Origin of the sequence: Bacillus sp. GB_SG_008, assembly GCF_052038115.1 — a bacterium.
GTDB lineage: Bacteria > Bacillota > Bacilli > Bacillales > Bacillaceae_G > Bacillus_A > Bacillus_A rhizoplanae.
Map to the genome: position 1 here is coordinate 161,456 of NZ_JBPZSK010000005.1, position 23,961 is coordinate 185,416.

The 23,961-nt window shown below is 36.4% G+C and carries 20 protein-coding genes and 5 pseudogenes; 16 read left to right on the forward strand and 9 right to left on the reverse strand.

Going from position 1 to position 23,961, the window contains the following annotated elements; all coding sequences use genetic code 11:
- Positions 1-304 precede the first annotated feature (304 nt).
- Positions 305-1,396 carry a DUF3626 domain-containing protein gene (locus tag ACTDJC_RS14615; RefSeq protein WP_440603852.1) on the forward strand — a complete coding sequence of 364 codons (1,092 nt, stop codon included), beginning with the start codon at positions 305-307 and terminating at the stop codon, positions 1,394-1,396.
- Between the two features lie 416 nt (positions 1,397-1,812).
- Here ACTDJC_RS14615 and ACTDJC_RS14620 read toward each other — a convergent pair whose 3' ends face one another.
- On the reverse strand, positions 1,813-2,190 hold the full coding sequence (locus ACTDJC_RS14620) for a hypothetical protein (protein ID WP_440603853.1): 378 nt from the start codon (positions 2,188-2,190) through the stop codon (positions 1,813-1,815).
- Between the two features lie 369 nt (positions 2,191-2,559).
- Complete coding sequence (locus ACTDJC_RS14625) at positions 2,560-3,087, reverse strand: HXXEE domain-containing protein (RefSeq protein WP_440603854.1); 528 nt, start codon at positions 3,085-3,087, stop codon at positions 2,560-2,562.
- A gap of 571 nt (positions 3,088-3,658) precedes the next feature.
- Between ACTDJC_RS14625 and ACTDJC_RS14630 the strand changes: the two genes are divergently transcribed.
- The 4 genes from ACTDJC_RS14630 to ACTDJC_RS14645 are packed head-to-tail and all read left to right on the forward strand — an operon-like array spanning position 3,659 to position 8,252.
- On the forward strand, positions 3,659-4,975 hold the full coding sequence (locus ACTDJC_RS14630) for an NAD(P)/FAD-dependent oxidoreductase (RefSeq protein ID WP_098311171.1): 1,317 nt from the start codon (positions 3,659-3,661) through the stop codon (positions 4,973-4,975).
- Positions 4,976-4,988: 13 nt separating this feature from the next.
- Entirely contained in the window at positions 4,989-6,461 is a 1,473-nt protein-coding gene (locus ACTDJC_RS14635) for an aldehyde dehydrogenase family protein (RefSeq protein ID WP_440603855.1), read from the forward strand.
- A 45-nt stretch (positions 6,462-6,506) separates the two neighbouring features.
- Positions 6,507-7,925 (forward strand): MATE family efflux transporter, encoded by a 1,419-nt coding sequence (locus ACTDJC_RS14640; RefSeq protein ID WP_440603856.1) that lies wholly within the window; start codon positions 6,507-6,509, stop codon positions 7,923-7,925.
- Positions 7,926-7,970: 45 nt separating this feature from the next.
- Entirely contained in the window at positions 7,971-8,252 is a 282-nt protein-coding gene (locus tag ACTDJC_RS14645) for a cupin domain-containing protein (RefSeq protein ID WP_440603857.1), read from the forward strand.
- A 409-nt stretch (positions 8,253-8,661) separates the two neighbouring features.
- Here ACTDJC_RS14645 and ACTDJC_RS14650 read toward each other — a convergent pair whose 3' ends face one another.
- Positions 8,662-9,219: a TetR/AcrR family transcriptional regulator gene (locus tag ACTDJC_RS14650; RefSeq protein ID WP_429710106.1), complete on the reverse strand. Its 558-nt coding sequence runs from the start codon at positions 9,217-9,219 to the stop codon at positions 8,662-8,664.
- Between the two features lie 758 nt (positions 9,220-9,977).
- Complete coding sequence (locus ACTDJC_RS14655; protein WP_440603858.1) at positions 9,978-11,579, reverse strand: amidohydrolase; 1,602 nt, start codon at positions 11,577-11,579, stop codon at positions 9,978-9,980.
- Between the two features lie 464 nt (positions 11,580-12,043).
- Here ACTDJC_RS14655 and ACTDJC_RS14660 point away from each other — a divergent pair.
- A pseudogene (locus ACTDJC_RS14660) lies at positions 12,044-12,166 on the forward strand (helix-turn-helix domain-containing protein); the annotation flags it as partial.
- A gap of 1,105 nt (positions 12,167-13,271) precedes the next feature.
- Here ACTDJC_RS14660 and ACTDJC_RS14665 read toward each other — a convergent pair.
- Together ACTDJC_RS14665 and ACTDJC_RS14670 are read right to left on the reverse strand one after the other, a co-directional pair.
- Entirely contained in the window at positions 13,272-13,514 is a 243-nt protein-coding gene (locus ACTDJC_RS14665) for a hypothetical protein (protein ID WP_098311177.1), read from the reverse strand.
- A 179-nt stretch (positions 13,515-13,693) separates the two neighbouring features.
- A pseudogene (locus ACTDJC_RS14670) lies at positions 13,694-13,993 on the reverse strand (class I SAM-dependent methyltransferase); the annotation flags it as partial.
- Here ACTDJC_RS14670 and ACTDJC_RS14675 point away from each other — a divergent pair.
- The 5 genes and pseudogenes from ACTDJC_RS14675 to ACTDJC_RS14695 form a co-directional block, all read left to right on the forward strand.
- A pseudogene (locus ACTDJC_RS14675) lies at positions 13,982-14,536 on the forward strand (class I SAM-dependent methyltransferase); the annotation flags it as partial. The pseudogenes ACTDJC_RS14670 and ACTDJC_RS14675 overlap by 12 nt on opposite strands.
- A 398-nt stretch (positions 14,537-14,934) precedes the next feature.
- Complete coding sequence (locus tag ACTDJC_RS14680) at positions 14,935-15,141, forward strand: DUF3311 domain-containing protein (protein WP_098311182.1); 207 nt, start codon at positions 14,935-14,937, stop codon at positions 15,139-15,141.
- A gap of 16 nt (positions 15,142-15,157) precedes the next feature.
- Positions 15,158-16,612 (forward strand): sodium:solute symporter family protein, encoded by a 1,455-nt coding sequence (locus ACTDJC_RS14685; RefSeq protein ID WP_440603859.1) that lies wholly within the window; start codon positions 15,158-15,160, stop codon positions 16,610-16,612.
- Positions 16,613-16,973: 361 nt separating this feature from the next.
- On the forward strand, positions 16,974-17,519 hold the full coding sequence (locus ACTDJC_RS14690) for a GrpB family protein (protein WP_440603860.1): 546 nt from the start codon (positions 16,974-16,976) through the stop codon (positions 17,517-17,519).
- Between the two features lie 27 nt (positions 17,520-17,546).
- A pseudogene (locus ACTDJC_RS14695) lies at positions 17,547-18,223 on the forward strand (HAD family hydrolase).
- A gap of 63 nt (positions 18,224-18,286) precedes the next feature.
- Here the strand turns inward: ACTDJC_RS14695 and ACTDJC_RS14700 are convergent.
- Entirely contained in the window at positions 18,287-18,646 is a 360-nt protein-coding gene (locus tag ACTDJC_RS14700) for a winged helix-turn-helix transcriptional regulator (protein WP_440603861.1), read from the reverse strand.
- A 145-nt stretch (positions 18,647-18,791) separates the two neighbouring features.
- Here ACTDJC_RS14700 and ACTDJC_RS14705 point away from each other — a divergent pair, with 145 nt between their 5' ends.
- From ACTDJC_RS14705 to tnpA, 3 genes are all read left to right on the forward strand, one after another.
- Positions 18,792-19,811: a zinc-binding alcohol dehydrogenase family protein gene (locus tag ACTDJC_RS14705; RefSeq protein WP_440603862.1), complete on the forward strand. Its 1,020-nt coding sequence runs from the start codon at positions 18,792-18,794 to the stop codon at positions 19,809-19,811.
- Between the two features lie 308 nt (positions 19,812-20,119).
- A complete protein-coding gene (locus tag ACTDJC_RS14710) occupies positions 20,120-20,686 on the forward strand; it encodes a hypothetical protein (protein WP_440603863.1) in 567 nt (188 codons plus the stop codon).
- 100 nt (positions 20,687-20,786) lie between these two features.
- Positions 20,787-21,020: an IS66 family insertion sequence element accessory protein TnpA gene (gene tnpA, locus ACTDJC_RS14715; protein WP_098311189.1), complete on the forward strand. Its 234-nt coding sequence runs from the start codon at positions 20,787-20,789 to the stop codon at positions 21,018-21,020.
- 74 nt (positions 21,021-21,094) lie between these two features.
- Here the strand turns inward: tnpA and ACTDJC_RS14720 are convergent, their stop codons facing one another.
- A complete protein-coding gene (locus ACTDJC_RS14720; RefSeq protein WP_098311190.1) occupies positions 21,095-22,006 on the reverse strand; it encodes a DMT family transporter in 912 nt (303 codons plus the stop codon).
- Between the two features lie 97 nt (positions 22,007-22,103).
- Between ACTDJC_RS14720 and ACTDJC_RS14725 the strand changes: the two genes are divergently transcribed.
- Positions 22,104-22,973, forward strand: a complete 870-nt coding sequence (locus ACTDJC_RS14725; RefSeq protein ID WP_098311191.1) for a LysR family transcriptional regulator — start codon at positions 22,104-22,106, stop codon at positions 22,971-22,973.
- 133 nt (positions 22,974-23,106) lie between these two features.
- Here the strand turns inward: ACTDJC_RS14725 and ACTDJC_RS14730 are convergent.
- Positions 23,107-23,268, reverse strand: a pseudogene (locus ACTDJC_RS14730) (IS66 family transposase); the annotation flags it as partial.
- A 150-nt stretch (positions 23,269-23,418) separates the two neighbouring features.
- Between ACTDJC_RS14730 and ACTDJC_RS14735 the strand changes: the two are divergent.
- Positions 23,419-23,943, forward strand: coding sequence for a GNAT family N-acetyltransferase (locus tag ACTDJC_RS14735; protein WP_253629973.1), 525 nt, complete (start codon positions 23,419-23,421; stop codon positions 23,941-23,943).
- Positions 23,944-23,961: the final 18 nt, after the last annotated feature.

Here is a 23,961-nt window from a genome sequence, read left to right on the forward strand (position 1 = left end):
TCGCAATTGTTGAACTTATTGGTTTCATAAGTTGTATATATCGAGAAAGGGAAGGCACATTTCGCCTTCCCTTTTCTTATGTTTGCAAATCATGTTTCGAGTGATATGTTTGTGGTCTCATATGCTGATATCGTAATTTTATTTCTCTATTGTAGCGATAGCTAAACAATAAGCTCTGTTAAAGCACAATGTTGATTTTTGCCTTTTTCTTGTTCAACGAAGCAGGTTAGTTGAACAAGAAGGAAAAAACAAACTTTGAATTGAAATTATTAGGGTCAATTTCAATGAAAGGAGAGATCTGTTCATGGAATTATCAAGGTCTCAACTACTAGCTTTAGAGCATATTGGAAAGTATGCAAGGAACCATAAACATGAGGCTAAAGCAACAATTAATCACATACTTAAAATGTCTAATATCTCGGATAAAATATTTGAAAATGCTGTTGTAAATTTAAAGTCTCACACAAAGATTGGTCTACATTTTCATCCAGATAGACCAGATTCGACTATGAAAAGCGTTGCTGAAGCACTGCTTGAGCAGGGAATATATAAGAGCCAGTTTGAAACATTTTTATCTAATGGCAGCGTATCCGCTTACCCTGGTGGTGAACGCGACCTTTGGGAGAAGAGAATTTTTGGAGGAGCATATCAACTGGAGGGCGTAACCAATAACCAACGGCCTAAATATGGGGCACTAAATTTGATGTTACATCCAGATGGGCCTGCTCCGCGTTTTGGATCATGTTATTTTCTTCTATCTCCTGAGGCCTCTTATCGTTCCACATACACGTATTTGGATTCGCATCAAGACCCAAAAGAAAAGGGTACTTATGAAGAATTTGACATCATTTTGGCTGCTCTCTTGGAAGAGGTGTTCTTAAGAGATTTTGCTATTGGTGAAAGAAACCTGACGCCAGCAAGATTAATCAATCACTTGCTGGTTAATCTGGAAAGGCCGTTTACGGACCTAGCAAACAAAGAGCCAAACCGCAATCTTAACCACTATATTGAAGCCCAGGTTCATGGGGATATTTCTCTTAAAGAAGACGTGGAAATGCTTGTTGCAGATCCTTCATTCAAGGACACTCATGTAGGGAGAACCTTGGAACAAATATGCCTTAAGTATTCCATTGATCTTTATTGGCACATGGGCTTTGTACTTATGGTAGATGAGGTTCCTGTAGATTTTAGAGGTCCAACAATGCCTTCATTGGCAAGACGCATTGCACGAAATAATTTTATCGATGCGAACATAATTGGATCTGCTGTAATGGACTTGAAACGCAATCCAGTATCTTGGAAAGATCGTGGAACTTATAAGGAGGTGCTTCAGGAATTAAAACTATTGTGGCACGTTTTAGTGAGATATGGAAAGCCGAATCGAAAATTGAACTAGAGGGTGCGTAAGTTCAAGGAGACATACAAGAGGACCAAAAAATTGGTTCTTTTCTTTTCTTTTCTATGAAATATCAACAATAATCTTTAACCGAGCGAAACAATAGAAATTTAGAATGAAATTTGTGTCTGTTAGAAAATCAGGCGTTAATTTTATTTCACATTGATGAGAAAATATCATACGAAGATTTCCCTGAGGTGGAATCAGGTGAATATGCGGCATGGTATTTTCAATCTGGCGAAGATATTCAAAGTTGGGGTTATGGACTATACAATGATAAGGTAAACGAACCGAATATTAAGGATGCTTACTCACGAATGTTTAGTACAATAGAGTCCATAAAAAATAGGAAGTTATAATAAATGATAACCGCTTTGATTTATGGCAAAGCGGTTTCGTCGTTTCCTTATTTGCAATTATTTATTGAGCTCTATCAGGATATCCTGTACACGTTCTTTTTTAAAAACAAACTTGAAGGATTGATTGTCCTTTAGTGAAACTTGAATTGCTCCATTTAGCACACCGTTTACTTCTTTGCATTCTGTTATATCGGAACGGTGAATTCCAATAGCGAGCTGAATTTCCGAATTTATTTGTTGTTTATATACAAGTAATTTTTTGTTTGTTATCGCTAATACTATTGGCATATTCTCTTTCGTAAGCCAAGAAATTTCAGGAAGAAGTTTCATAACCCAATTAGTAGGGGCGGTTCTTCCTGAAATGACATCAACAATCTGCTCGTTGTGTTCTAAATCTTGTTTCACTCTTTCTTGATACTTAACTATAATACTCATTTTTATTTCTCCTCTCAAACTGCAATTTTTTGTTTCATTCATAAAATTTATAATGCTTTCTTCTTATTGTTTTTTCTTAAAGTCTTTTAAAGGGTTCCCATCGCTTAGTTCAACGAAGAAAGGAAAAAGTAATAAAAAGAGGCAACGTAAAATTTCACTTGAAAAACGAAAGATTTCGGCTGAAAAATATTGTTTTTGATTACAATACTGAAAATCTTTTCCATCATTTTTGAAAAAAAGAGACCATATATCTTTTGATTTCATCTCGTCTTACAATTTGTACAACGAGTCATAACACTACTCTTATTTTCCACACTTTATGTGGCTTCTAAAATATTTGATCTAAAATTTAGATTATGCTCATTCGTTTTACTGTTCATATTGAGCTAACCATTTATTGAATATATCCATAAACTTGTGAATGATAGCTAAATTGACCACCATAATTATAAAGCCTAAAATTGAATACAAGACAATTGTATCTAATGGGAATAACTGTACTATATGCTTAATGATATAAATACAGATAGGTAAACAAATAATGCTTGTAATAATAGCAGGGACATATTTTCTTATGATCAATGTTTGAAAGCAATGTATTACTAGATGTAAAGTAAATGCAATAAACAAACCTACCCATAGGCTATACCAATTCATCACATAGGAAACAATTGTAATTATACTAATTAAAATAAATTCTTCTGCCACTCCAAGGGCGAAAGATGATGTTGTAATATTATCAAAATGAGGTAATAGTCTTTTTGATAACGTAGGAAATCTTTCACATAAATAGCGTCTGTTTTTCCTTATCCATGGTTGTATGAAAATTATTTCTTCAAAATCGTGAAAAATAAAAAGTATTGGAAAAAGCCATACCATCACTTCTATATTATTCATTGTCATCCCCCCTAAAATCCTATTATATAAATATTTTTTACATTTTATTACAAATTTGTAGTGCATTATAGTTTGTTTATAGATTAGTTATAGCATTAATTTCAATATAAAATAGAATTGCTTTCATAATGGAAATCTATATAAGGAAGATGGATTTGTGATGAAAAGTCAAATGTATAAATGAAGAGAGGGAGATATTCTTAAACTTATTAATCTTTCAGCATCAGTTGTTTGGGATTATGATGAGAGTGAAATCAACACCATTATGTCAGTAGATACTGTGTATGGACATAAAACAGAACATGGAAGCGCTTTAAAGCAGCAACCCTGTGACTAAGCTCGAATGGAATGATTGAAGCTATTAAGAAGTCAAACGGCATCCTTAGCCATACTATATTGTCACAAAAAAAAGTGTTGAATAATTCAGTATATTCAGTATAATTAACTTGTAACTACAATAACGTTTTTAGTTACAAGGGTTATACTGCTTAATCTCTAATAGAAGATTCCCCATAAATCAAGTAGTAGAAAAAAATTTTGTACACCTTTGTATTCGGTATCCCCCACTAAAATGTTTCTTTCAAATAAACAGGAAGAAGGAAGTGATAAGATGAATCAAATGAATACACTCTCTCTATGGACGGCGACTGCAAACAGCTATGCGAAAGGAAAAACTCTAGAAGGAAATGAAGAGGCGGATGTTGTCGTTATTGGTGCTGGTTTCACAGGTCTTTCCTCTGCTTATCATTTGCAAAAGTTAGGAAAGAATGTCATTGTCCTAGAGCAAGAAACGATTGGATACGGCGCCAGTGGTCGTAACGGTGGGATGGTATTGCCAGGCTATAAGCCAACGATGCAGCAGCTTACCAAAAAGTATGGTCCCGACGAGGCTAGACAGCTAAACGATCTCTCCTTGTTTAGTATTGAACTGGTAAAAAACATTATTGACGAACATCAAATCAACTGCGACTTTAGAAATACGGGTCACATTGTAGCGGCTTACAAAGCCAAACATTTTGAAGAATTGAAACTTGAAAGCGAATATTTAAATAAAAATTTCGGGTACGAATCAAGAGTGCTTGATCGAAGTCAATTGCATCAAGAGATCGATTCCCCAGTTTATTATGGTTGCTTAGTCGACGACTTGAGTTACTCGTTCCAGCCACTGAATTATGCAATTGGTTTGGGAGAAGCAGCTAAATCGATCGGTGCAAGAATCTTTGAGCATTCTAAAGCATTATCCATCGAGTACGGTCAAACTAGTGTGAAAGTTGAAACAGAAAAAGGTTCTGTTATTGCGAAAGACATTATTGTGGCGACAGATGGTTACTCTGGAAAAATCATGAATGAACTGAACAAAGGCGTACTGCCAATTTCGGCGCGTATTATTGCAACTGAACAGCTTCCAGAGTCATTGTTGAATATTGTTATTCCTAAAGATCGCATGGTTTTTGATACGAGTAGTTTCCTTTACTATTTCCGTCGTACACCAGATAATCGAATCGTATTTGGCGGTGGCGATATTCGTCCAAACTTAGATGACGGTGTGTATCAAAAAGTTTACGATGCGATGGTAAACTTGATGCCAAAACTGGCAGGAAGCAAAATTGAATACCGTTGGGGTGGATTTATTGGGGTTACAATTGATACATTCCCGGTTATCGGCAGATCCAAAGAAGGCGCATATTTCGCAACAGGTTATACAGGCCACGGCGCTTCTCTCTCGACATTGTTTGGTAAGTTATTGGCACAATGGATTGTTACGGGGAGTGCAGGCGGATATCGATTTGAAAAGGAACGTCTAAAATCATTTCCGTTCCATAATCAGAAAACTATGCTTGTAAATCTAGCGCATATTGGTTTCAAACTGCATGATATTTTTGCGTAAAGGAGAGGTACTTGTGAAAATTAACATGTTCATTGATGGGAAATGGGTAGAAGCGTTATCCGGTGCTAGAAGAAACGTTATGAATCCAGCAACTGGAGAGGTGATCGCATCGTCTGCTGATGGGTCAGAAGACGATGCAAAGGTGGCAGTCAAGGCGGCTCGCAAAGCGTTTGACAGCGGGATTTGGTCGGATTTATCGGCTGATGAAAGAGCAGAATATCTCTATAAGATTGCAGATCGTCTTGAAGAGAAGGCGGCTGAAATTGCACGTTTGGAAACTGCAAATAACGGTAAGGTTATACGTGCAACAACCTATGTGGATATTCCGGTTTCGATTCAATGCTTCCGCTATTATGCTGACTTGATCAAAGGCATGAAAAAAGAATCTTACACGCGTGCTGATTCTTCGGAAACAATTATTATTCATGAGCCAATTGGTGTTTGTGGGCTTATTGTACCTTGGAACTTCCCACTTATGTTAGCTGTTTGGCAAATTGCTCCTGCACTTGCTGCCGGAAATACAATTGTAATTAAGCCTGCGGAGGTCACTCCTGTAAGCGTATTTAAATTATTTGAAATTATTGAGGAAGTCGGGCTTCCAGCCGGAGTGGCAAACTTGGTATTGGGACCTGGATCAAAAGTTGGGAATGAGCTTGCCGAGAGCCATGATGTTGATAAGATTGCCTTTACCGGCGGAACAAAAACAGGCCAAAGTATTATGCGCGCAGCTGCGGGAAATATGAAAAAAATGACACTTGAACTGGGAGGTAAATCTCCACTTATTGTGTTCGACGATGTGGATTTTGAAAATGCAGTCGAGAATGCGATGTTCGGTATTTTCCACAATGCTGGGCAAGTTTGTTCAGCTGCATCCCGTCTGCTTGTACAAGAGACAATTTACGATAAGTTTGTTGAAAGATTGGCCGAGCGTGCAAGCAAAATTGTAGTTGGCAACGGGGAAAGCGAGAACATTGAAATGGGAGCGCTTACAAATGAAGCTCATATGAATGACGTTTTACATTACATCAAGAGTGGAATCGAAGAAGGTGCAAAATTAGTTTGTGGTGGTAAGCGCTTAACAGAAAATGGGCTTGATCGAGGATTTTTTATTGCACCAACGATCTTTGCTGATGTAAACACGAATATGCGTATTGTTAAGGAAGAGATTTTTGGTCCAGTCCTTGTTGTACAGAAATTTAAAGATGAGGAAGATGCAATCCAAAAAGCGAATGACTCCATTTATGGATTAGCTGGAGCTGTATTTACTGAGGACATGGATCGAGCAAAACGTGTCATTAGTAAATTGCGCGCGGGCATTACTTGGATTAATAGTTATCACCTCGCTTATGTTGAAGGGCCTTGGGGGGGATATAAGCAAAGTGGAATCGGCAGAGCGTTAGGTGCTGTTGGGCTGGAGCATTTTATGGAAATGAAGCAAATCAATATTCATCAACATGTCAAGCCTGTAGGTTGGTATGCAAATTAATTTGGCTTAACTTGCTGTATAAACTATTTTTAGGAGGGTATGAGTATGGAAATAGCAGGAAACCGTCCCTCATCGAAGAAAGAAACAGCAGAAATGATGAATAAGCCAGTAAATGATTCAGCACTAGGAACCAAAAGTATTCCTTTATTATATTTACGGTTTGCTTTGGCAGGAATTATGGCGAATGCGATTCTTGGAGTGGTATCGATTGTCGATGGCTATTTCGTCAGTGGCTTTCAGGAGCTGGAAGTGGAAGGAATCGGAATTGGATTTACAATCATGGTAATTACCCGCATGCTTGGCGTTCTTTTTGGTATAGGAGCCGGAGCGGTCATTTCGCTTCGGCTTGGAAAAGGGAAAATCGAAGAAGCTAGGAGTATTATGGGACAAACTTTATGGTTTACTCTTCTCATCTCCACTTTGCTAGCTGTACTTGGATTGGTCTTTGAAAATCAAATCATGACTTTATTCGGAGCAAGTCATGATGCACTTCCATATGCGGTGAAATATAGCCGACTATTGTGGATTTCATTGCCAATAACGATATTGGCGGTTGTACTAAGTATTTTTACCAATATCGATGAAAAACCTGTATTATCAATGAACAGTTGGTTAGTTGCAGCGGTTGTTGCCGGAATTACAGAATGGATTATGGTAGTGAAATATGACATGGGCATGATGGGTTCCTCGTGGGCGAATACAATTTCACAATCGATCCCTGCTTTACTCATCTTTTATTTTTGGTTCGGTAAAACAAAGCTTAAGCCAAAAATAAAAGATATGATGATTAATCTTAAGACAATTGGTGAGGTGGCTTGGACAGGCTTTGCATCTTTTTCGAGTCAGTTCATGATGTTTTTTGCCATTATTATCTTCAACAACTTACTGCAAAGCTACGGTGGTGGACTGCACGTTGCCGCTTTCACGATTCAAAACGGTTATATTACAAATCTGCTCGCCTTAGCAGCACTCGGTGGGATGACGGGACTTCAACCGATCATTAGTTATAATTACGGCGCGGGCAATCTTGCTCGCGTTAAACAAGCAATTAAGATTGGACTCATTTTTACGGTTGCTTTCTTTTTGATTGCGACAGCTTTACTAATCATTTTTGCAAATCCGATTGTATCATTTTTTTCCGGCGGTAATCCTGAATTGCAGAAACTGGGCATTTGGACGACAGTTGTATTCAACTCTTTGTTTATGCTTAATGCAGTCAGCTTGCTTATATCCGGTTATTTCGAATCCCAAGAGAGAAACTGGACTGCAACGTTTATTAATGTGAGCAAAATGCTGTTGTTCTTATTCCCGTTTCTCTATATTTTCCCGAAATTCTGGGGTGTAGAAGGTATATGGTACGCAGGTCCTGCTGCAGAAATTCCAGGCGTTCTCATTGCCATATACTTTATGAAAAAAGAGTTCAAACGTTTAAAAGATATGAATGTTAAGACAGTACGTTTATAGAACCTATTCCTTCAAAATTACCTAAAAGAAAGAGAGATGATTATCATGTTTTTTGCAAAAAAACTTACAGCAGAAGAAGTACAACAATTAGGTGTTGACACTTGGGAAGCATGGGTAGGCGAACCTAATAAAGGAACTTGGCATGTAGAAGAGCAGGAAGTTTTCTATGTGACAGACGGTGAGGTGTTTATTACTGTTGATGGAGAAAAGTATCATATTACAAAGGACTGGGTCGTTTCTTTGGCTAAAGATCTTGTTTGTGAATGGGATTGCCCAGAATTTTTGAAAAAGAATTATAAAATGAACCATGAGTTCAATTTGAAATAATGTGAAATTAGGAGCGGTATTCAATCATCACAGCCGTATACTTTTCCTAAATATTTGTGGGTTATGGTACACAGCGCCGTTATCCGACCTTGTGGCATATGTGATTGCTTCTTATTTTACGTAAAAAATTCAGAATATTTAAACAACTGATGTTGTTTGCTAATGAATATAAATCCAAAATCCGACATTGCTATCTCAAGTAATGCTGTTTTTACAGGCCTTACGGATAAGCTCATCCCTGCTTATATCGCTATTATTAATAATAAGATCGCAGCCATTGGTTCCGAAATCTTAACGATGGTTGGTTGATGGAGCTATCGTTTTTCAAGATGATGCAAGAAGGCCCCTTTATAAAGACAAAAAACGGGTGGAGCAAACGTTCCTTTCCCGTTTTTTAATTAGACCATTATTATGATTTATTTTTGACTAAGCCGAACAATAATACGTCTACAATAGAAGAGAGTGCTTCCGGTAAGGTAATATTATTTTCCATGTAAAAACGTTGATCAAAGATTGAATTTGTAGCATCTATAATCAACTTTATGGCGAGTGCTGTATTGATTTCATTGAGTTCACCTTGTTGAATACCTTCTTCGATTAATAAACGCAGAGCTTCCCACTCGTTCAAAGCAGCATTCACTTTTGTCCATTGTTCGGGGTAATACCGTTTCATTTGTTCTAATACTTTAAAGTCATAAAATTCAAAATGGGAAGGCATTGCAGTACAAACCCCTCTGATTTTCTCAATTAGGCTTAAAGATGTGTCTTCCATGATTTGTTCTGTTTTTTCGTTTACTTCAGATAATGTTTGGTCAATGATTAATTCTAAAATTTCAGTTTTTGAAGAAAAATGTTGATAGAGGTATCGCTTGTTTACACCAATACGGTTTGCTAAATCATCCATTGTGAACTTCATGCCTTTATCATGAATCTCTTCAATAAAAGCTTTTATAATGCGTTCTCTCATTCCTAGTACTCCTTAAATTAGAAATTTGTTGAAAAGGTTATCTAAACTAAGTTACTCAACTTTCGCACCTTGAAAATTATTTTTAACCCTTGTCTGTGTCTGTGCCATATTCTCTATTGGGACATTTCCCTTATTGACACATAACACCTTTTTTAGCAGGGGGGAAGGAAACAAACTCCCAATTAAAAACGGAAAGGTACATATCTTCCATGATACAGCACAACTTCCTGTCCGAAAAGGCACTTAACTCTACTATTCCATAACGTAGGATCCTTTTTTGAGCCAATTTGGCATTGCATATCGTTCGAGAATGCGAGGTTAATCACGTCATATTCGTAGGTACACGTCACGGTTCAATATACTGTCAATCTAATCAAACACAACACGCCGGTCACGTTCCCGGAAGGTCTCCCGTGCAAATGAGAGATTCTGCATTACATCAATAGGGCATATAAAAACAATTTTGAACTGGAATCCCCCGGCACCGACATATTCTTCACCACTAAATTAAAACAGCTACCCGAGCCAAGGTCCCGTGGTAGCTGTTTTGGTTCATCCTTCCAATTCTGGCACCCGGTTGTTTGCTTGCATTTTCATGATAGTTGGATATATCTCCTGAACAAACAATACATCGATGGGTACAGTATAAGGATACTTGGTTCACCAGAGACAGATAAAAATGTTTACCTTGTCCGATCACCTATCGATTGAACAAGATAAACATTTACTTTTACGCTTAATGCTTCATTGCCTTGGGACTATCCAGCTTGATAGACAATCTCTCCGTCAATAATCGTCATGTGAACAGGAAGATCAGCGATATCGGCAGGATCAGCTTGCAAAATGCTTCCGTCCAGGATCACTAGATCGGCTAGTTTTCCAACTTCGATGCTCCCTTTGTGTTGTTCGTCAAAGCTCGCGTAAGCTCCATTCCATGTGTAAGCCTGGATCGCTTCTGTTACGGAAACAGTTTGATTGCTTCCAATCTCCTGTCCCTGCTTGCTCTTCCGGTTCACCGCCGCTTGAATTCCGAATAGCGGACGATAATCGGTCACTGGGCTATCGGAGCCCGCTGCTGCAATGATGTTATTTTTAAAAAAGTCACGAAGTGGATACATTTGATTCACCCGCTCTCCGTAGTTATGGACGTATCCATTTCCATATTCATAGAAGAAAGCAGGGTTAGGTATCGGGATGACGCCAAGCTGTTTCATCCGTTCAATTAGATCCGGTTCTGAAATCCCTGCATGTTCAATACGTGGTCGGGCATCTGGGCGAGGATATTCCTTCAGGGCGGCCTCTATACAATTCAATACCATTTCAATTGCACGATCTCCCTGCGCATGGGCTGTAATCTGAAATCCTTTCTTATGAGCCTCTACTAATTGTCGGTTTAGTTCTTCCTGTGTATAGTACAAAATACCGTAATCCTCTGGGTTACTTGTATACGGCTTACGGGTTGCAATGGTCGGACCGCTGCTGCTACCATCCGTGAACAGCTTTGCAGGTCCGATTTTAAACCGGTCATTCCCTAGGCCTGTTACCATTCCAGCGTTAATCATACTTTCCAAAAATAATTCGGGGTTGTCTAATGCGCAGACCATCGCATAAATGCGCACTTTGACCAAGCCTTGACGAACCGCCTCATGCATCGCTCGAAACCCTTCGGAGTCATTGCAACCTGCATCATGGATACTGGTAATCCCAGCCGCTACAAAATCGGCAGACGCTAACGCCAAGGCTTGGGCTATTTCTTCTTCGGAATAGGTTACTTTATTGGCAATTTGGAAATGAGCCGTTTCAATTAAACGACCTGTAAGCTCTCCCTCGGCGCTATGTTCAATCATCCCACCTTTAGGATCGGGTGTATCCTTGTGAATACCGAGGATTTCCAGTGCTTTTGAATTGACCACCGAAATATGATTACACGCGCGTATAATGATAATCGGGTGTTCCCTTGAAATCTGATCCAATTCTTCTCTAGTCGGATACCGCTGTTCCGCGACTTTGGTCTCATTGAAACCCCAAGCCCGCACCCATTTTTCTGCCGGGAGCCCGGACGCTTTTTTACGTAAATCCTGAAAAATATCCTGCAGGGAATGAATATGGGTAGCTTTGCAACTTACCCCCAGCTTGTCTATGCCATACGAGGAAATGTGCAAATGTGAGTCGATAAATCCCGGCAAGAGGCTTTTCCCTTTCAAATCAATTACCGTTGTCTGCGGACCGATAAGACGCTTAATCTCCTCTGAGGTACCGACGGCGATAATCCGGTTCCTTTTTACCGCAATCGCTTCTACTATTCGATTCTGTTCATCTACCGTAATAACCTCGCCATGAAGAAATGCGATGTCTGGCATTCTTAAACCCCCTTATTCTCTTGTAAAACCGCATTATTATCATTGTACAACTCATGCCAATATTTAAATTATTATGTCTTAGATTGGTGTATTGTTCTTGAGCGTCCTCTAGTTTCTCATCGATCATATTTGCGATAATAGGCAAATTGCTCTTCCTGTTTATTTGAAAGAAACATTTTTGTGGGGGATACCGAATGCAAAAATGTATAAAAAATTTTTGCTACTACTTGATTTACGGGGAATCTTCTATTAGAAATCAAGTGGTATACCCATAGTAACTAAAAACGTTATTATAGTTACAAGTTAATTATACTGAATATAAAGAATTATTCAATACTTTTTAGATCTGGTGCAAGGAATCTAACAAACTTGGACATACTGTGTAGATTTACAATGAAAAGTGACCCATCCCTAAAATAAAAAATACAATTCTCTTATAACGAAATGAGAGGAGTTTAAGCAAGGGGGCAACCATTCGAGCACTAAAACAAGAAGGACATTCTATTCGATCTATTATCAAATTATTAAATGTCTCAAGAAATACAGTAAGAAAAGCATTAAAAGCAGAGAAAGGCCCTATTTATTAAAGGAAAGAAAAAGAAGATAAGTTAATTGTTCCATTCGAAGAGATAATTCGAAAATATGTAGGTGAAGGATTAATGGGAACTGTTTATTCGGATCTACTTATCATAGTGTGAGAGTTTTGAAAATACTTTTTATATGGGTTAAAAGGTAATAAGAGAATTTAAGTTGAATAAAAAGAGAGTGTAGAATTTTCTATTCAAAACAATTTGCATCAATTTACTTGTATACAAAAACTCGGTTGGTTAACCTGGTAAAAGGAAGGTGTAATTTTGAAGAAATTTATCTTAGTATTACTACTCTTGGTTAATGTTTGCTATATGGTAATTTATTTTACTAATTTCGAAGTTTTTGCTCCCAACTCTGTATGGATCGTCTTTTTTATCATTAGTTTATGTCTATCTATTCTTTATTTATATCGTTCGAGAAAACAATCTGGCTATAATTCATATTTAGCAATTGCAGTTTTAGTTACAGGTATTAGTTCTTTAGGTGCTTATGGTTTTCGATATTTTTTATCTCATCTTATGGGGTAACAGTTATTCAACTATCGAGTGCTGAATTTAATAGTAAAGGCATTTAAAAAAGTTTGTAGTTAAATTTATCGAAAGCTTTTTTGTGCTGTTTAGTGCGTAATTCTCACTGCGGATTTATATGCTAAAGAAGTTTGTTATGTTTCTTCATAGAAAAAAGCAATCGGTTGAATTATAAAATTTGAAATCAAACCCCATAGGCCAAACATAACGAATTTATTAGCGGTTTCAATGGAACTCATAAAAATTAAAAAACAAATTAGTACATAAACAAGAAAGTATATCAAAAAAGATTTTTAGTTACATGTAATGTTGTATCGCAGTGTGTACAAACAAGCTTGTAGAAGTTGTTTCATAAAAAGACGGTTTTCTTTTCTATTTTGTTACGGCATTTAGGACACGTCTTCATTTTTATTTCATCTCATCACTGCCTAATTTAAAAATCGTAGGATTCTTTATATAAGTAAGAAAAGGGGCAGAATAGACTCATTCTTTTCTTTCAAATATATACGATGATTATAATTGAAAATTCTAACTTAATAAAAATGAAGCCTTTACTAAAGGCTTCATTTTTGTATCATAAGAAGTATATTTTTCCTAGTAGGAGGAGCATAAATATAGCCACCCAAAAGGTAAGCATAAATGTAGCTTTTTGTTTTATTTGATAAGCTCTAACTGCTTGAAGTACGGTCATTACAAATAGTAGAATCATTAAAATATTGGAGCTGATTGATTCGGTGATAAAACCATAAACAGAGACAATAAGAACAGCTACAGCACTTAATAATGACAAGGTTTGAATCAGTTTTGATAATGTCATCATATATCCCCTTTTTGGTGAATGATTCCATAATATATATTCAATTAGACAAATCGATATCCCTAAAAGATATTTATGACAAAGAGCCATGTTTTTCATTATTTCCATTATCAATATTCCATCAATGTATACTGGCATTTTTCATACTTTGTAATCTTATTAGGTCTTCAGAGTTACTTTCATCTGTCCTCAAAGCGTAGATGGACGAATTTCAGCATCTTGATAAGATCAACGATTCGTACCATTACACGTGTGCTGCCTTCCCATTGTTTTTTTGTAGGTATTCCTTTAAAGAATGATTCACAGCTTAATACCTTTATCTTTGGTGACCATTTTTCCAGAGATTTTGGATTATTGACGTAAAAGTACATCATGGCGCCTTTGTTGCCAGACTTTTGAACTGTGCGGTTTGAAAGTTCCAGTGCAAATTTTGATTCCGCGTCGAAATATAACTCGCCGCTAGGAAAGCGCTGTGCCATGCCTTTTTGTTACATATGGCTGATCCGATAAAAATGTTGCAGAAAATGATTCATTCAGTCGTTGATGAAGGTAATATCATATGTTTTGAACCGCACTGGATTTCCAATATGTCTTCGTACAACCTTAACAAACACGACCAATCAGAAATTATTCAGCTTGGTTTTCTTCAAAAACTGTTCGAGGAAGATACAAAACGAAATGGAAAAGATGGAAACATCGGGAGTAAGTTACCGATCTATCTGAGCGAATTAGGTGTAAAAAATATTGATTGCCGAGTTAGTGATAAGGTTAATTTTCTTGATTCTAATATAAATGAAACAGATAAACAGAGATTATATGATTCACTTAAAGAAGAAGGATTAGGTGCAGCTCCTACTGAAAGGAAAGAATTTATTGAGAACTTAATAAATCGAGGGGCTACATTTACTGAAGCACAGGATCAGTATGAAGCAGAACTACGATTTTCTAAAGTATTTAATATTAATTCCTCTTTAATCTACGCTCCAAGTATGAAAATTACTTTTGGAGTGGTAAAAAAATAAGAAACATAGGTTTTAGAATTCAAAATGAAGAAAATTGCTTATTTATCATATCTGGCGAGCAGACCCCCATCTCAAGCGCGAAACGGTAGGTGGGGGTAGTTCAATTTATCTATCAAGATGGGATGGACGAGGCCCCTATGATCTTAATTCGCACTAATGTGCTATTTTCCCTATTTTTAGCATCACTTGGCTTCTTATGTTTCGATATAACCAAAATCGTGTAAGATAAGTTATGACTTTACAAATAGCACGGCCGATTTTACTTGTCGGCCGTGTTTTTATATGTTTTGGTCTATATTCATTGTTATTAATTTTGAATCAAAAAAGGAAATTACCATTTTATGTAGAAAATGATAATTCTATAAATTGTCATATTATTTTGAAAGGAGGTGTACACTATGAAGTTCGGCAGTATTCTTATTGGAATGATTATTCCGTTTGCAGCTATTGTTGGTGTCTTACCATTTATTGCATCATCTGATATAAGCATCATGGGGTTCCCAATCATTTATTTTTGGATTTTTTTATGGCTGCCGCTTACCTCGCTTTGTCTTTGGTTATCTTGGATGTTGTATGATCGTCATAATCTGAAGGGGGATTTATAGAAAAGGGGGATACCATATGTCACTTATTATTTTTTCTGTTATCATACTTTCTACTATTCTGTATGCTGTATATTCAAGAGAGAAGAGTGAGCAACTTAGCGTAGAGCAATATTTAGTAGGAGGCCGACAATTTAACGCTATATTGCTATTTTTCTTAGCTGTGGGTGAAATCTACGGTGTAGGTACGATTTTAGGATTTCCAGGTGGTGTATATGCAAAAGGGCCAAGTTATGGAATATGGTTTTTAGGGTATATCTTATTGGCTTATGCTGTCGGCTATTTCTTTGCACCTTTAATTTGGAGGGCAGGTAAGCAGTACGGTGCTATGACCATAGCGGATATTTTTAAAGGTCATTACTCGCACCGAGGTCTGGAATTGACTGTTACCATAACAGCCCTTATTTTTTTGATTCCATGGGCTCAATTACAATTCGAAGGGCTGGTTGTTTCTTTAAATGCACTGGGGTTTCACTTATCAGCTCCTGTAGCGACTATTATCGCTGGAGTTATGGCTTATATATACATATCGGTATCAGGTGTCAAAGCACCGGCTATTATTTCTATCGTAAAAGATATCCTGATGTTTCTTGCTATTGTGATTGTAGGCGGAGCAGTTTTACACAAGGTTGGCAGTGTGTCCCACCTATTTGAAATGGCGAAACAACAGGGGGCTTTAGTCAAAGTTGACAAACCAATGGATATGAACTTTGCCATTTCAACTATCATTTTTCAAGCATTTGCATTTTATGCAGTTCCTCATGTTACAGGTGTATTTTTTACTGGTCGTTCTGAACGAGCGGTAAAAAAAGCACAGATTGTCATGCCGCTCTATATGTTCATGTTTCCGTTTTTAATTATCATCTCGTATTTTGCTCTGGCTACAATACCAAATCTAGACAAACCTAACAGTGCATTTATGGCTACGGCAATTTCTCTGCTGCCTCCATGGTTAATTGGCGTCATTGCAGCAGGAGCAGTGTTATCAGGTATTGTAGTGCTATCTATGATTAGTCTCGTCATTGGTGCTTTAGTTTCCCGTAATCTTATAAAGAATATATCGGAACAAGCGCAGCTAAAATCAATTAAAGCTGTGGTCATCTTATACTTACTGCTATCTATGGCCATAACGATTTTTGCTCCTAGCTTAATGATATCTCTTGTTAATACAGCTTATTATGGATTTGGACAGATTCTTCCAGGATTTATCGGTGTTTTCTTTATCCGTAAACTTACTCCAATTGGAATTGCTGCAGGTATTCTTGTCGGAGATGTGGCGGTACTTGGAATGAGTATAGGGAAAATTAGTATTTACAATATAAATATCGGCCTTATTGCTCTTATATTAAATGTAATCGTTGCATATGCAGTCAGTGTGTTATTTAAAAGTAATCCAATCTTCGTATCTCCTATCACAAAACAAGAAAATTCTAGTCAGCCTTCAATTTCGTCACAAAAACATGTGGGGAGCTAATCTTAAATATATTTTTTGAAATTATAGGAAGCTGATATAATGCAGCTTCCTATTTCAATTTAATTTTGTATTGGTATATGCTTGATTTTCTAAAATATATTCCAATCAGAGAAATAATGATTAAGGCAACCATAAAAGGACAAAACATCAATTGTATCCAATTAATCTCCATTCTCCAGCCTCCTTCAATAGCATGCATATTTCTATACTTCAATTTACAGTTAAAATCCTTTAGGTATGATAGAAATGTATTTTTTACTCCTGTGAAATTCATATTATTAGGATTGTCTATAGTAAAATATTGATATGTAATAGGAGATATATAATAAGAATCTGATAACGGGTTTGGGGAGGGATTTGAATGTCAGATAAAATTATTGTAGTACCTTATAAAAGTGAATGGCCAAGAGAATTTCAAGATCTAGGTAATTCGCTAAGAGTTGTTTTAGAGGACGTTGCGATAAGAATTGACCATATTGGTGCTACATCAATACCTGGTTTAGCGGCAAAACCAATTATTGATGTACAAATTTCTGTAAGAACATTAGAATTATTGGATTCCTTTAGGGAACCTCTAGAAAGTTTAGGGTTCATTCATAGGGCGGATAATTCAGATCGTTCTAAACGTTATTTTCGTGAAGCCCCTGGTAACAAGAGAACGCATATACATGTGAGACGCGAAGGGAGTTGGCCTGAGCAACTTGCGCTCTTATTTAGAGATTATATGCGCAATCATCCAGAAGACTGTAAACGATATGAAGACTTAAAATATAAACTAGTTAAAGAATACGTAAATGATCGAGGTATGTATACGGAAGCAAAAGATCCTCTAATTTGGGAGATTCTTAGAAAAGCGGATAAATGGAGTCAAAATACGGGATGGATGCCTCCAAAATCAGATGCGTAACAATCGCTTAAGTAAGGGGGCGAAAGAATGGTTAAAACTGTTATTTTCGATTTAGATGGAACTCTATTAGATAGAGATAGTTCTCTTAAACTCTTCATTAAAGATCAATATAAGAGGTACATCAATGAACTATAAAACATGTACCTGAAGAGCTATATATAAATCGATTTATTGAATTAGATAATAAGGGCTATGTTTGGAAAGACAAAGTATATGAGCGATTACTCCAAGAATATGTTATCTCTAGTTTAACTTGGGAGCAGCTGTTAGAGGATTACATAAGCAACTTTCAACATCACTGTATTCCTTTTTCTAACATGGAGCACGTATTACAAGAGCTTAAAAATAGCGGGATATTATTAGGTATGATTACAAATGGATTCACTGAATTCCAGTTACTGAATATTCGTGCTCTAGGGATTGATAAGTACATGGATATCATATTAGTTTCAGAGCAAGAAGGCCTTAAAAAACCTCAAGCTGAAATCTTCCTAAGAGCTTTAGAAAGATTAGGTGTCAGTCCTGAAGAAAGTGTATATGTAGGTGATCATCCAGAGAATGATGTAGTAGGAGCTCGGAATGTAGGAATGCATGCAATATGGAAGAAGGATACATATTGGGGAAATCCGTTTACAGATGAACATGTAATCGATGATTTAAAAGAGTTATTATCCATAGTTAATATTGTTACTAGGGAACTGTGACAAAGTTATTTGATAAATACCCATTTTGTATTAAAAAATAGGAAGCTGATATAATTCAGCTTCCTATTTCGATTTTTCTGATTTCTCCATTAATCTCGATTGATATGTTTTTCCCCAATTCCTCATTTGGACAATAATCGGCTCTAGCGTTCTTCCGAAATCAGTTAAAGAATACTCTACTTTAGGGGGAACCTCTGGGTAAACTTTTCTATGTACAATTCCGTCATTTTCTAGTTCGCTTAATTGTAAAGATAACATTCGTTGTGTAATGCCGGGGATTAATCTTCGTAACTCATTGAAACGCTTTTTTTCATCTAATAGATGATACAAAATAACACCTTTCCATTTTCCGCCGATAACATCTAGTGTTATTTCAACAGGACAACCCTCCTGGCAACCATAACCGCTTTTTCTATTCCTCATAAAACAGCACTCCATAGTAATATTTATTGATGGTAACAGTAACACTAATGATACTATACTACATGAATGTGCCTTCTTACATAATTTAATTTTGCAATTTATAATGCAAGGAGAAGACAAATTTTATTAAACGGAGGAAATGAACATGAAAGCAATTGGTTTATTAGAATATTTACCAATCGAAAATGAGAACAGTTTGATTGATATTGAATTACCAAGACCTATACCGAAAGGAAGGGACTTACTCGTTAAAATCCATGCCATTTCTGTTAATCCCGTTGATACAAAAGTTCGAGCGCCAAAAGATAAGAAAGAAGAAGAGCCAAAAATACTTGGATGGGATGCTAGTGGCGTTGTTGTAGAAGTTGGGGAAGAGTGTACATTATTTCAACCGGGTGATGAAGTTTTCTATGCAGGGAGTATTACAAGACCTGGTACATATAGTGAATATCATGTAGTAGATGAAAGAATTGTTGGAACAAAACCGAAAAATTTAACTCACGCACAATCAGGTGCTATACCTTTAACAGCTATTACAGCGTGGGAAGGAATGTTTGAACGTTTAGCAATTGATTTTAATAATAAGGAAAAGAACAAATCCAAAAATATTTTAATCATTGGCGGCGCAGGTGGTGTAGGATCTATTGCGATACAATTAGCGAAATGGGCGGGCCTTAATGTCATTACAACAGCCTCTCGAACTGAAACGAAAGATTGGGTGAAAAGCTTAGGTGCTGATTATGTGATCAATCACCATAAATCATTTAAAGAACAATTGTCACAGATTGAAATAGCAGAAGTTGATTACATTTTTTGCTTAAATAATACAGATCAACATTGGAATGGCATGGCAGAAGTAATCAAACCACAAGGTGGGATTTGTTCTATTGTAGAAAATGAGAAACCATTAGCATTAGGTTTATTAAAAAGTAAAAGTGCTACATTTGTTTGGGAATTCATGTTTACACGACCTATGTACCATACAGAAGATATGATTAATCAACATCTCTTATTAAATCAAGTTAGTGAATTGCTTGAGCAAAATACGATTAAGACGACATTAAAAAAGACGTTATCGCCAATTCACGCTGCTAATATTAGAAAAGCGCATGCGATGATTGAAACAGGAAGTACGGTTGGGAAAATTGTATTAGAAACATTTTGAAACTATAAATGAATAGTGATATATGGAAAATGGAGCTGTATGTATTACGGCTCCATTTTTACATGGATGAAAATGTATCCCGTTTATCTTTTCCGAAAATAAACGGCCTGTTCTTTTCTAATTTTATAGGATCGTTCATATATATATTATTTCAGAGAAAACACCTTGTAAGTAATATTTAATTGCTGTAGAAGAGTGAGTTTTTTCACCTTCAAATTTTTTATTGTGATTAGGAAGGAAAACGAGGGGGCGGTGAGAAAAAGCTTTTAAGAGGTGCAATTTACATGTATCTAGCGGGAGGGAATTGTATGTATATTTTTATTGGGATTGGAATTTTAATTGTGATCCTTGTTTTTTTATTAGCAGAAAAATTCGCTCCAAACTCGGTTATGATGGTGAGTTTTCAAGGGAAACAACTGAAAAAATTCCTTATAGGACTTACGATTATTTCTACCTTTTGTATTGCTTACGGAATATATCATAAAATGACATATAAACTCCCGTATATTGATATTACAATAGATAATGAGAAATATACTGTTTTTGGAAAAATTGGAGAGTTAGGGTATTATTCGGATGCGTTGATTAAAAAAGGCCAAGAAACACAAATGTATATCATACTTTGGGAAGACATTCATCCAGCGGATGTTCGAATATTCATCACGTATCCATCTGGCAAAGAAGAAGTTTGGGAACCTAAAATGTCTCTGCTTACGGCTAGATCTATACAAGACTTGAATCAGAAATTTAAAATAAAAGAAGTTTATGAACTGTCTCCTTATACGTTTAAAGAATCTGGAAATGTAAAAATAACTTTAAAAAATGGAGCAAATGTGATTGGAAGTATGCCTGTGAAAGTGAAAGAATCAAAATAATGATTCTTGAATTAACTGTAAGCGTCAAATATTCCCCACCTACAATTTGTCATTAACTCCTGAGATAATCTCCTTACATACTACATGTGGAGGTTTTTTTATGAAAAGACACCTATTAAAGAAAGAATGGGAAACTTATATTCAAGACTATAAAAGCAGTGGATTATCAAACGTTTCCTGGTGTCAAAAACAGAACCTACCAGTTCATTGGCTATATTACTGGCTGAAAAAATTATCACCTGAAACTGAAGATCAAAATAAAAATGAGCGTGTGAATTGGATTTCTATGAATGTCCCTGTCGTAGAAGAAAACATACACATCGCGAGGTGCTAGAGGAAGTGCCACCATGTATAGTGTGGTTGAAAGCGCCTATGTTGAAAAATAGGCGCTTTCTTTAATAATTTTAATTAACATTTTTTAGGTTCAACTTGTTGTTTAATTGCAAGTGATTTAGGCTTCATATTCACACAACAGATGCTCACAACAATGAATAAGAGTCCAACAAAAAGACTAAGGGTAATTGCTTCATGTAAAAAAATAGCACTCGTTATAATCGCAATAAGTGGAATGAGAAATGTATAGGCTCCCACTTTGCTTGCCTCTCCTGAGCCGATAAGTGTAAAGTAAGCTAACCAGCCCAATGCAATAACAAAGATAGAGACAAACAATAATATAGATGTAAATGGCACGTTCCAAACAATACTAGACCAGCTTTCAAATTCTGATCCAAACCCGATTAAGAAAAAGCCACCAATAATCAGTTGAAGTGTAACCATCCAAATTGCGTTTACACGATTACCGGTTTTTTTAATGAACACCGTACCAAGTGCCCAGCCAAGGGAACAGCCTAAAGCGAGTAATATTCCAACGATAGAAATATGACCACTTAAACCACTCGAACTTATAACAGCCACACCGGAAAATCCAAGAATCAAGCCGAAGATTTTTAATCCATACATTGCTTCTTCGAGCCAAATCCAAGAGAAAATACCGAGCAGCACTGGCTGAAGGAAAACGATAGCTGAAAACAGGCCAGCTGGCATATATTCAAGTCCTATAGTCTGAAGTCCATAAAATAATATGTTATTAAGTAAAGCGGAAATAAAGTATAAATGCCATGTTTTCTTTAAGTTCAACTCTTTATATTTTGGCAAGGCAAAAATAAGTAGGATGAATCCGCCTAACACTGTTCTCATTCCCGCAAACAACACTGGCGGCGTATAATGAAGAGCGAATTTTGACAAAGGCCAATTGATTCCCCACATGATGACAAGAAATGTGAGAAGTAAGGCCATTCTTGTTCGCGAAAGTTGTGTCACGTTATGACCTCCTTGTTGTATTTCATTTCACTATGATATGATATTGGACATAATAAATAAAATGAATCTTTTTTATAAGGAGTATAAGTAATTAGTTATGACCATTACGCAACTTCAAGTATTTGTAAAAACCATCGAAATGGGAAGTTTCACGAAAGCTGCTCAAAGTCTGAATATGACACAACCAGCTGTGAGCCACGCTATATCTAGTATTGAATCAGAATTAGGCGTCACACTAATCATTCGTGATAAGAGAAAAGGATTAATTCTTACTGATGTCGGGAAACGCATTCTTATTCATATTCGAGAGATTTTGAATGGGATAGAAAAGGTGGAACAAGAAGTAGCTGCAGAAAAGGGGCATGAAGTAGGGACAATTCGTATTGGAAGTTTTCCGAGTGCTTCCGCATATTTCTTACCTAAAATCATTAACATCTTTCGGCAGAAATATCCGAACTTAGAGCTGATCCTTTATGAAGGAACACTTAAGGAAGTAGAAGGTTGGTTATTGTCTCGCGTCATCGATATCGGGATAGTTATCCTTCCAAATGAAGAAATGGAAATTATCCCATTGACCAGGGGGAAAATGGTTGTGGTTCTACGAGATGATCACACCCTATATAAGAAATCAGCTATTACAATACAGGATTTGAATAATGAACCAATCATTATTTTTAAAGGGGGATATGAACCTCCGATTATCGATATGTTTAAACAAGCCGGAGTACCGCTTCGCATTGAATATGCAGTTTCTACCGTAACGACATCACTAAATATGATACAAGAAGGGCTAGGGTTGGCCATCTTAGCTGAATTATCCTTATCTAATCTCCCCCCGAATGTTCGAACTCGAGAGCTAGAACCACAAGTTTGGAGAGAAATTGGTCTAGCTGTCCCTTCATTAAAGGAATCATCGCTTGCAGTCCAATTATTTATTGAAGAGGTGCAAGAGCTGTTTTCTTTGTAAAATAGGCTTATCCCTTATATGAAGGGGGAGCCTTTTCTTTATAATTTTCTGTCCAAATTGTACGAGAAATGGAAGTTTAAAAGTAAACGTCAAGTAGCCCTAAAATATAATACATGAGTGGAGTATTTCGGGCCTACTTTTTGTTTGTTTCATTTTTTATTGGTACTCTGCATATAGACGGTAAATCAGATGAACACGGCAAGACTTTGTCTATTTCTTCTTTATTCATTAGATCTATGTTTGGTAGAGTTTCAAATAAATAGTGGAGATAATGATAGGGACTTAAATCGTTCTCAATTAACTGTGGATACAATTTGCTTCTTTTTATACGGCGTCTTCTTTTTAACAGGAGTCAGTGAATTTACTGTTGAATTTACAGGAAGTAGGGATTGCAAACGTACGGTGTTACTTAAAATCAAGGGAAAATAGAAATGAGAAGAAGGGAATGAATATTGGAGGGATTGGATTGTTCATAAGAGAGGCAACAGAAAAAGACGCAGAATGCATTTTATATATTCGAAAAAGCATTATATCCCAAAATGAGTTTTTTCTAGTTACAAGCGAAGAATTTCATGTAGATATTGAAATGCAGAAACAGAGAACAATAACAAATAGTCAACAAGGCGGTGTAACATTTGTTGCAGAAGACGGTGAACGTATTGTTGGTTTTTTAGTGTTTACTAGAAACTCAATGAAGCGCTTAAATCACACCGGCTCATTTGGAATAGGCATTTTAGATAATTATCGTAATCAAGGTGCAGGAACAAAAATGCTTTTACAATTAATAGATTGGGCAAAAACACAAGATGGCATAGAAAAAATTTGTTTAGGTGTTATATCAACAAATGAAAGAGCGATAAAAGTTTATGAAAAAATAGGCTTTAAAGAAGAAGGAAGAGAGAAGCAGCAAATTAAATTTGAGAACGGACAATATGCAGATAATATTATAATGGCATTGCATTTACAATAAAATCGTTTCATTCACTTC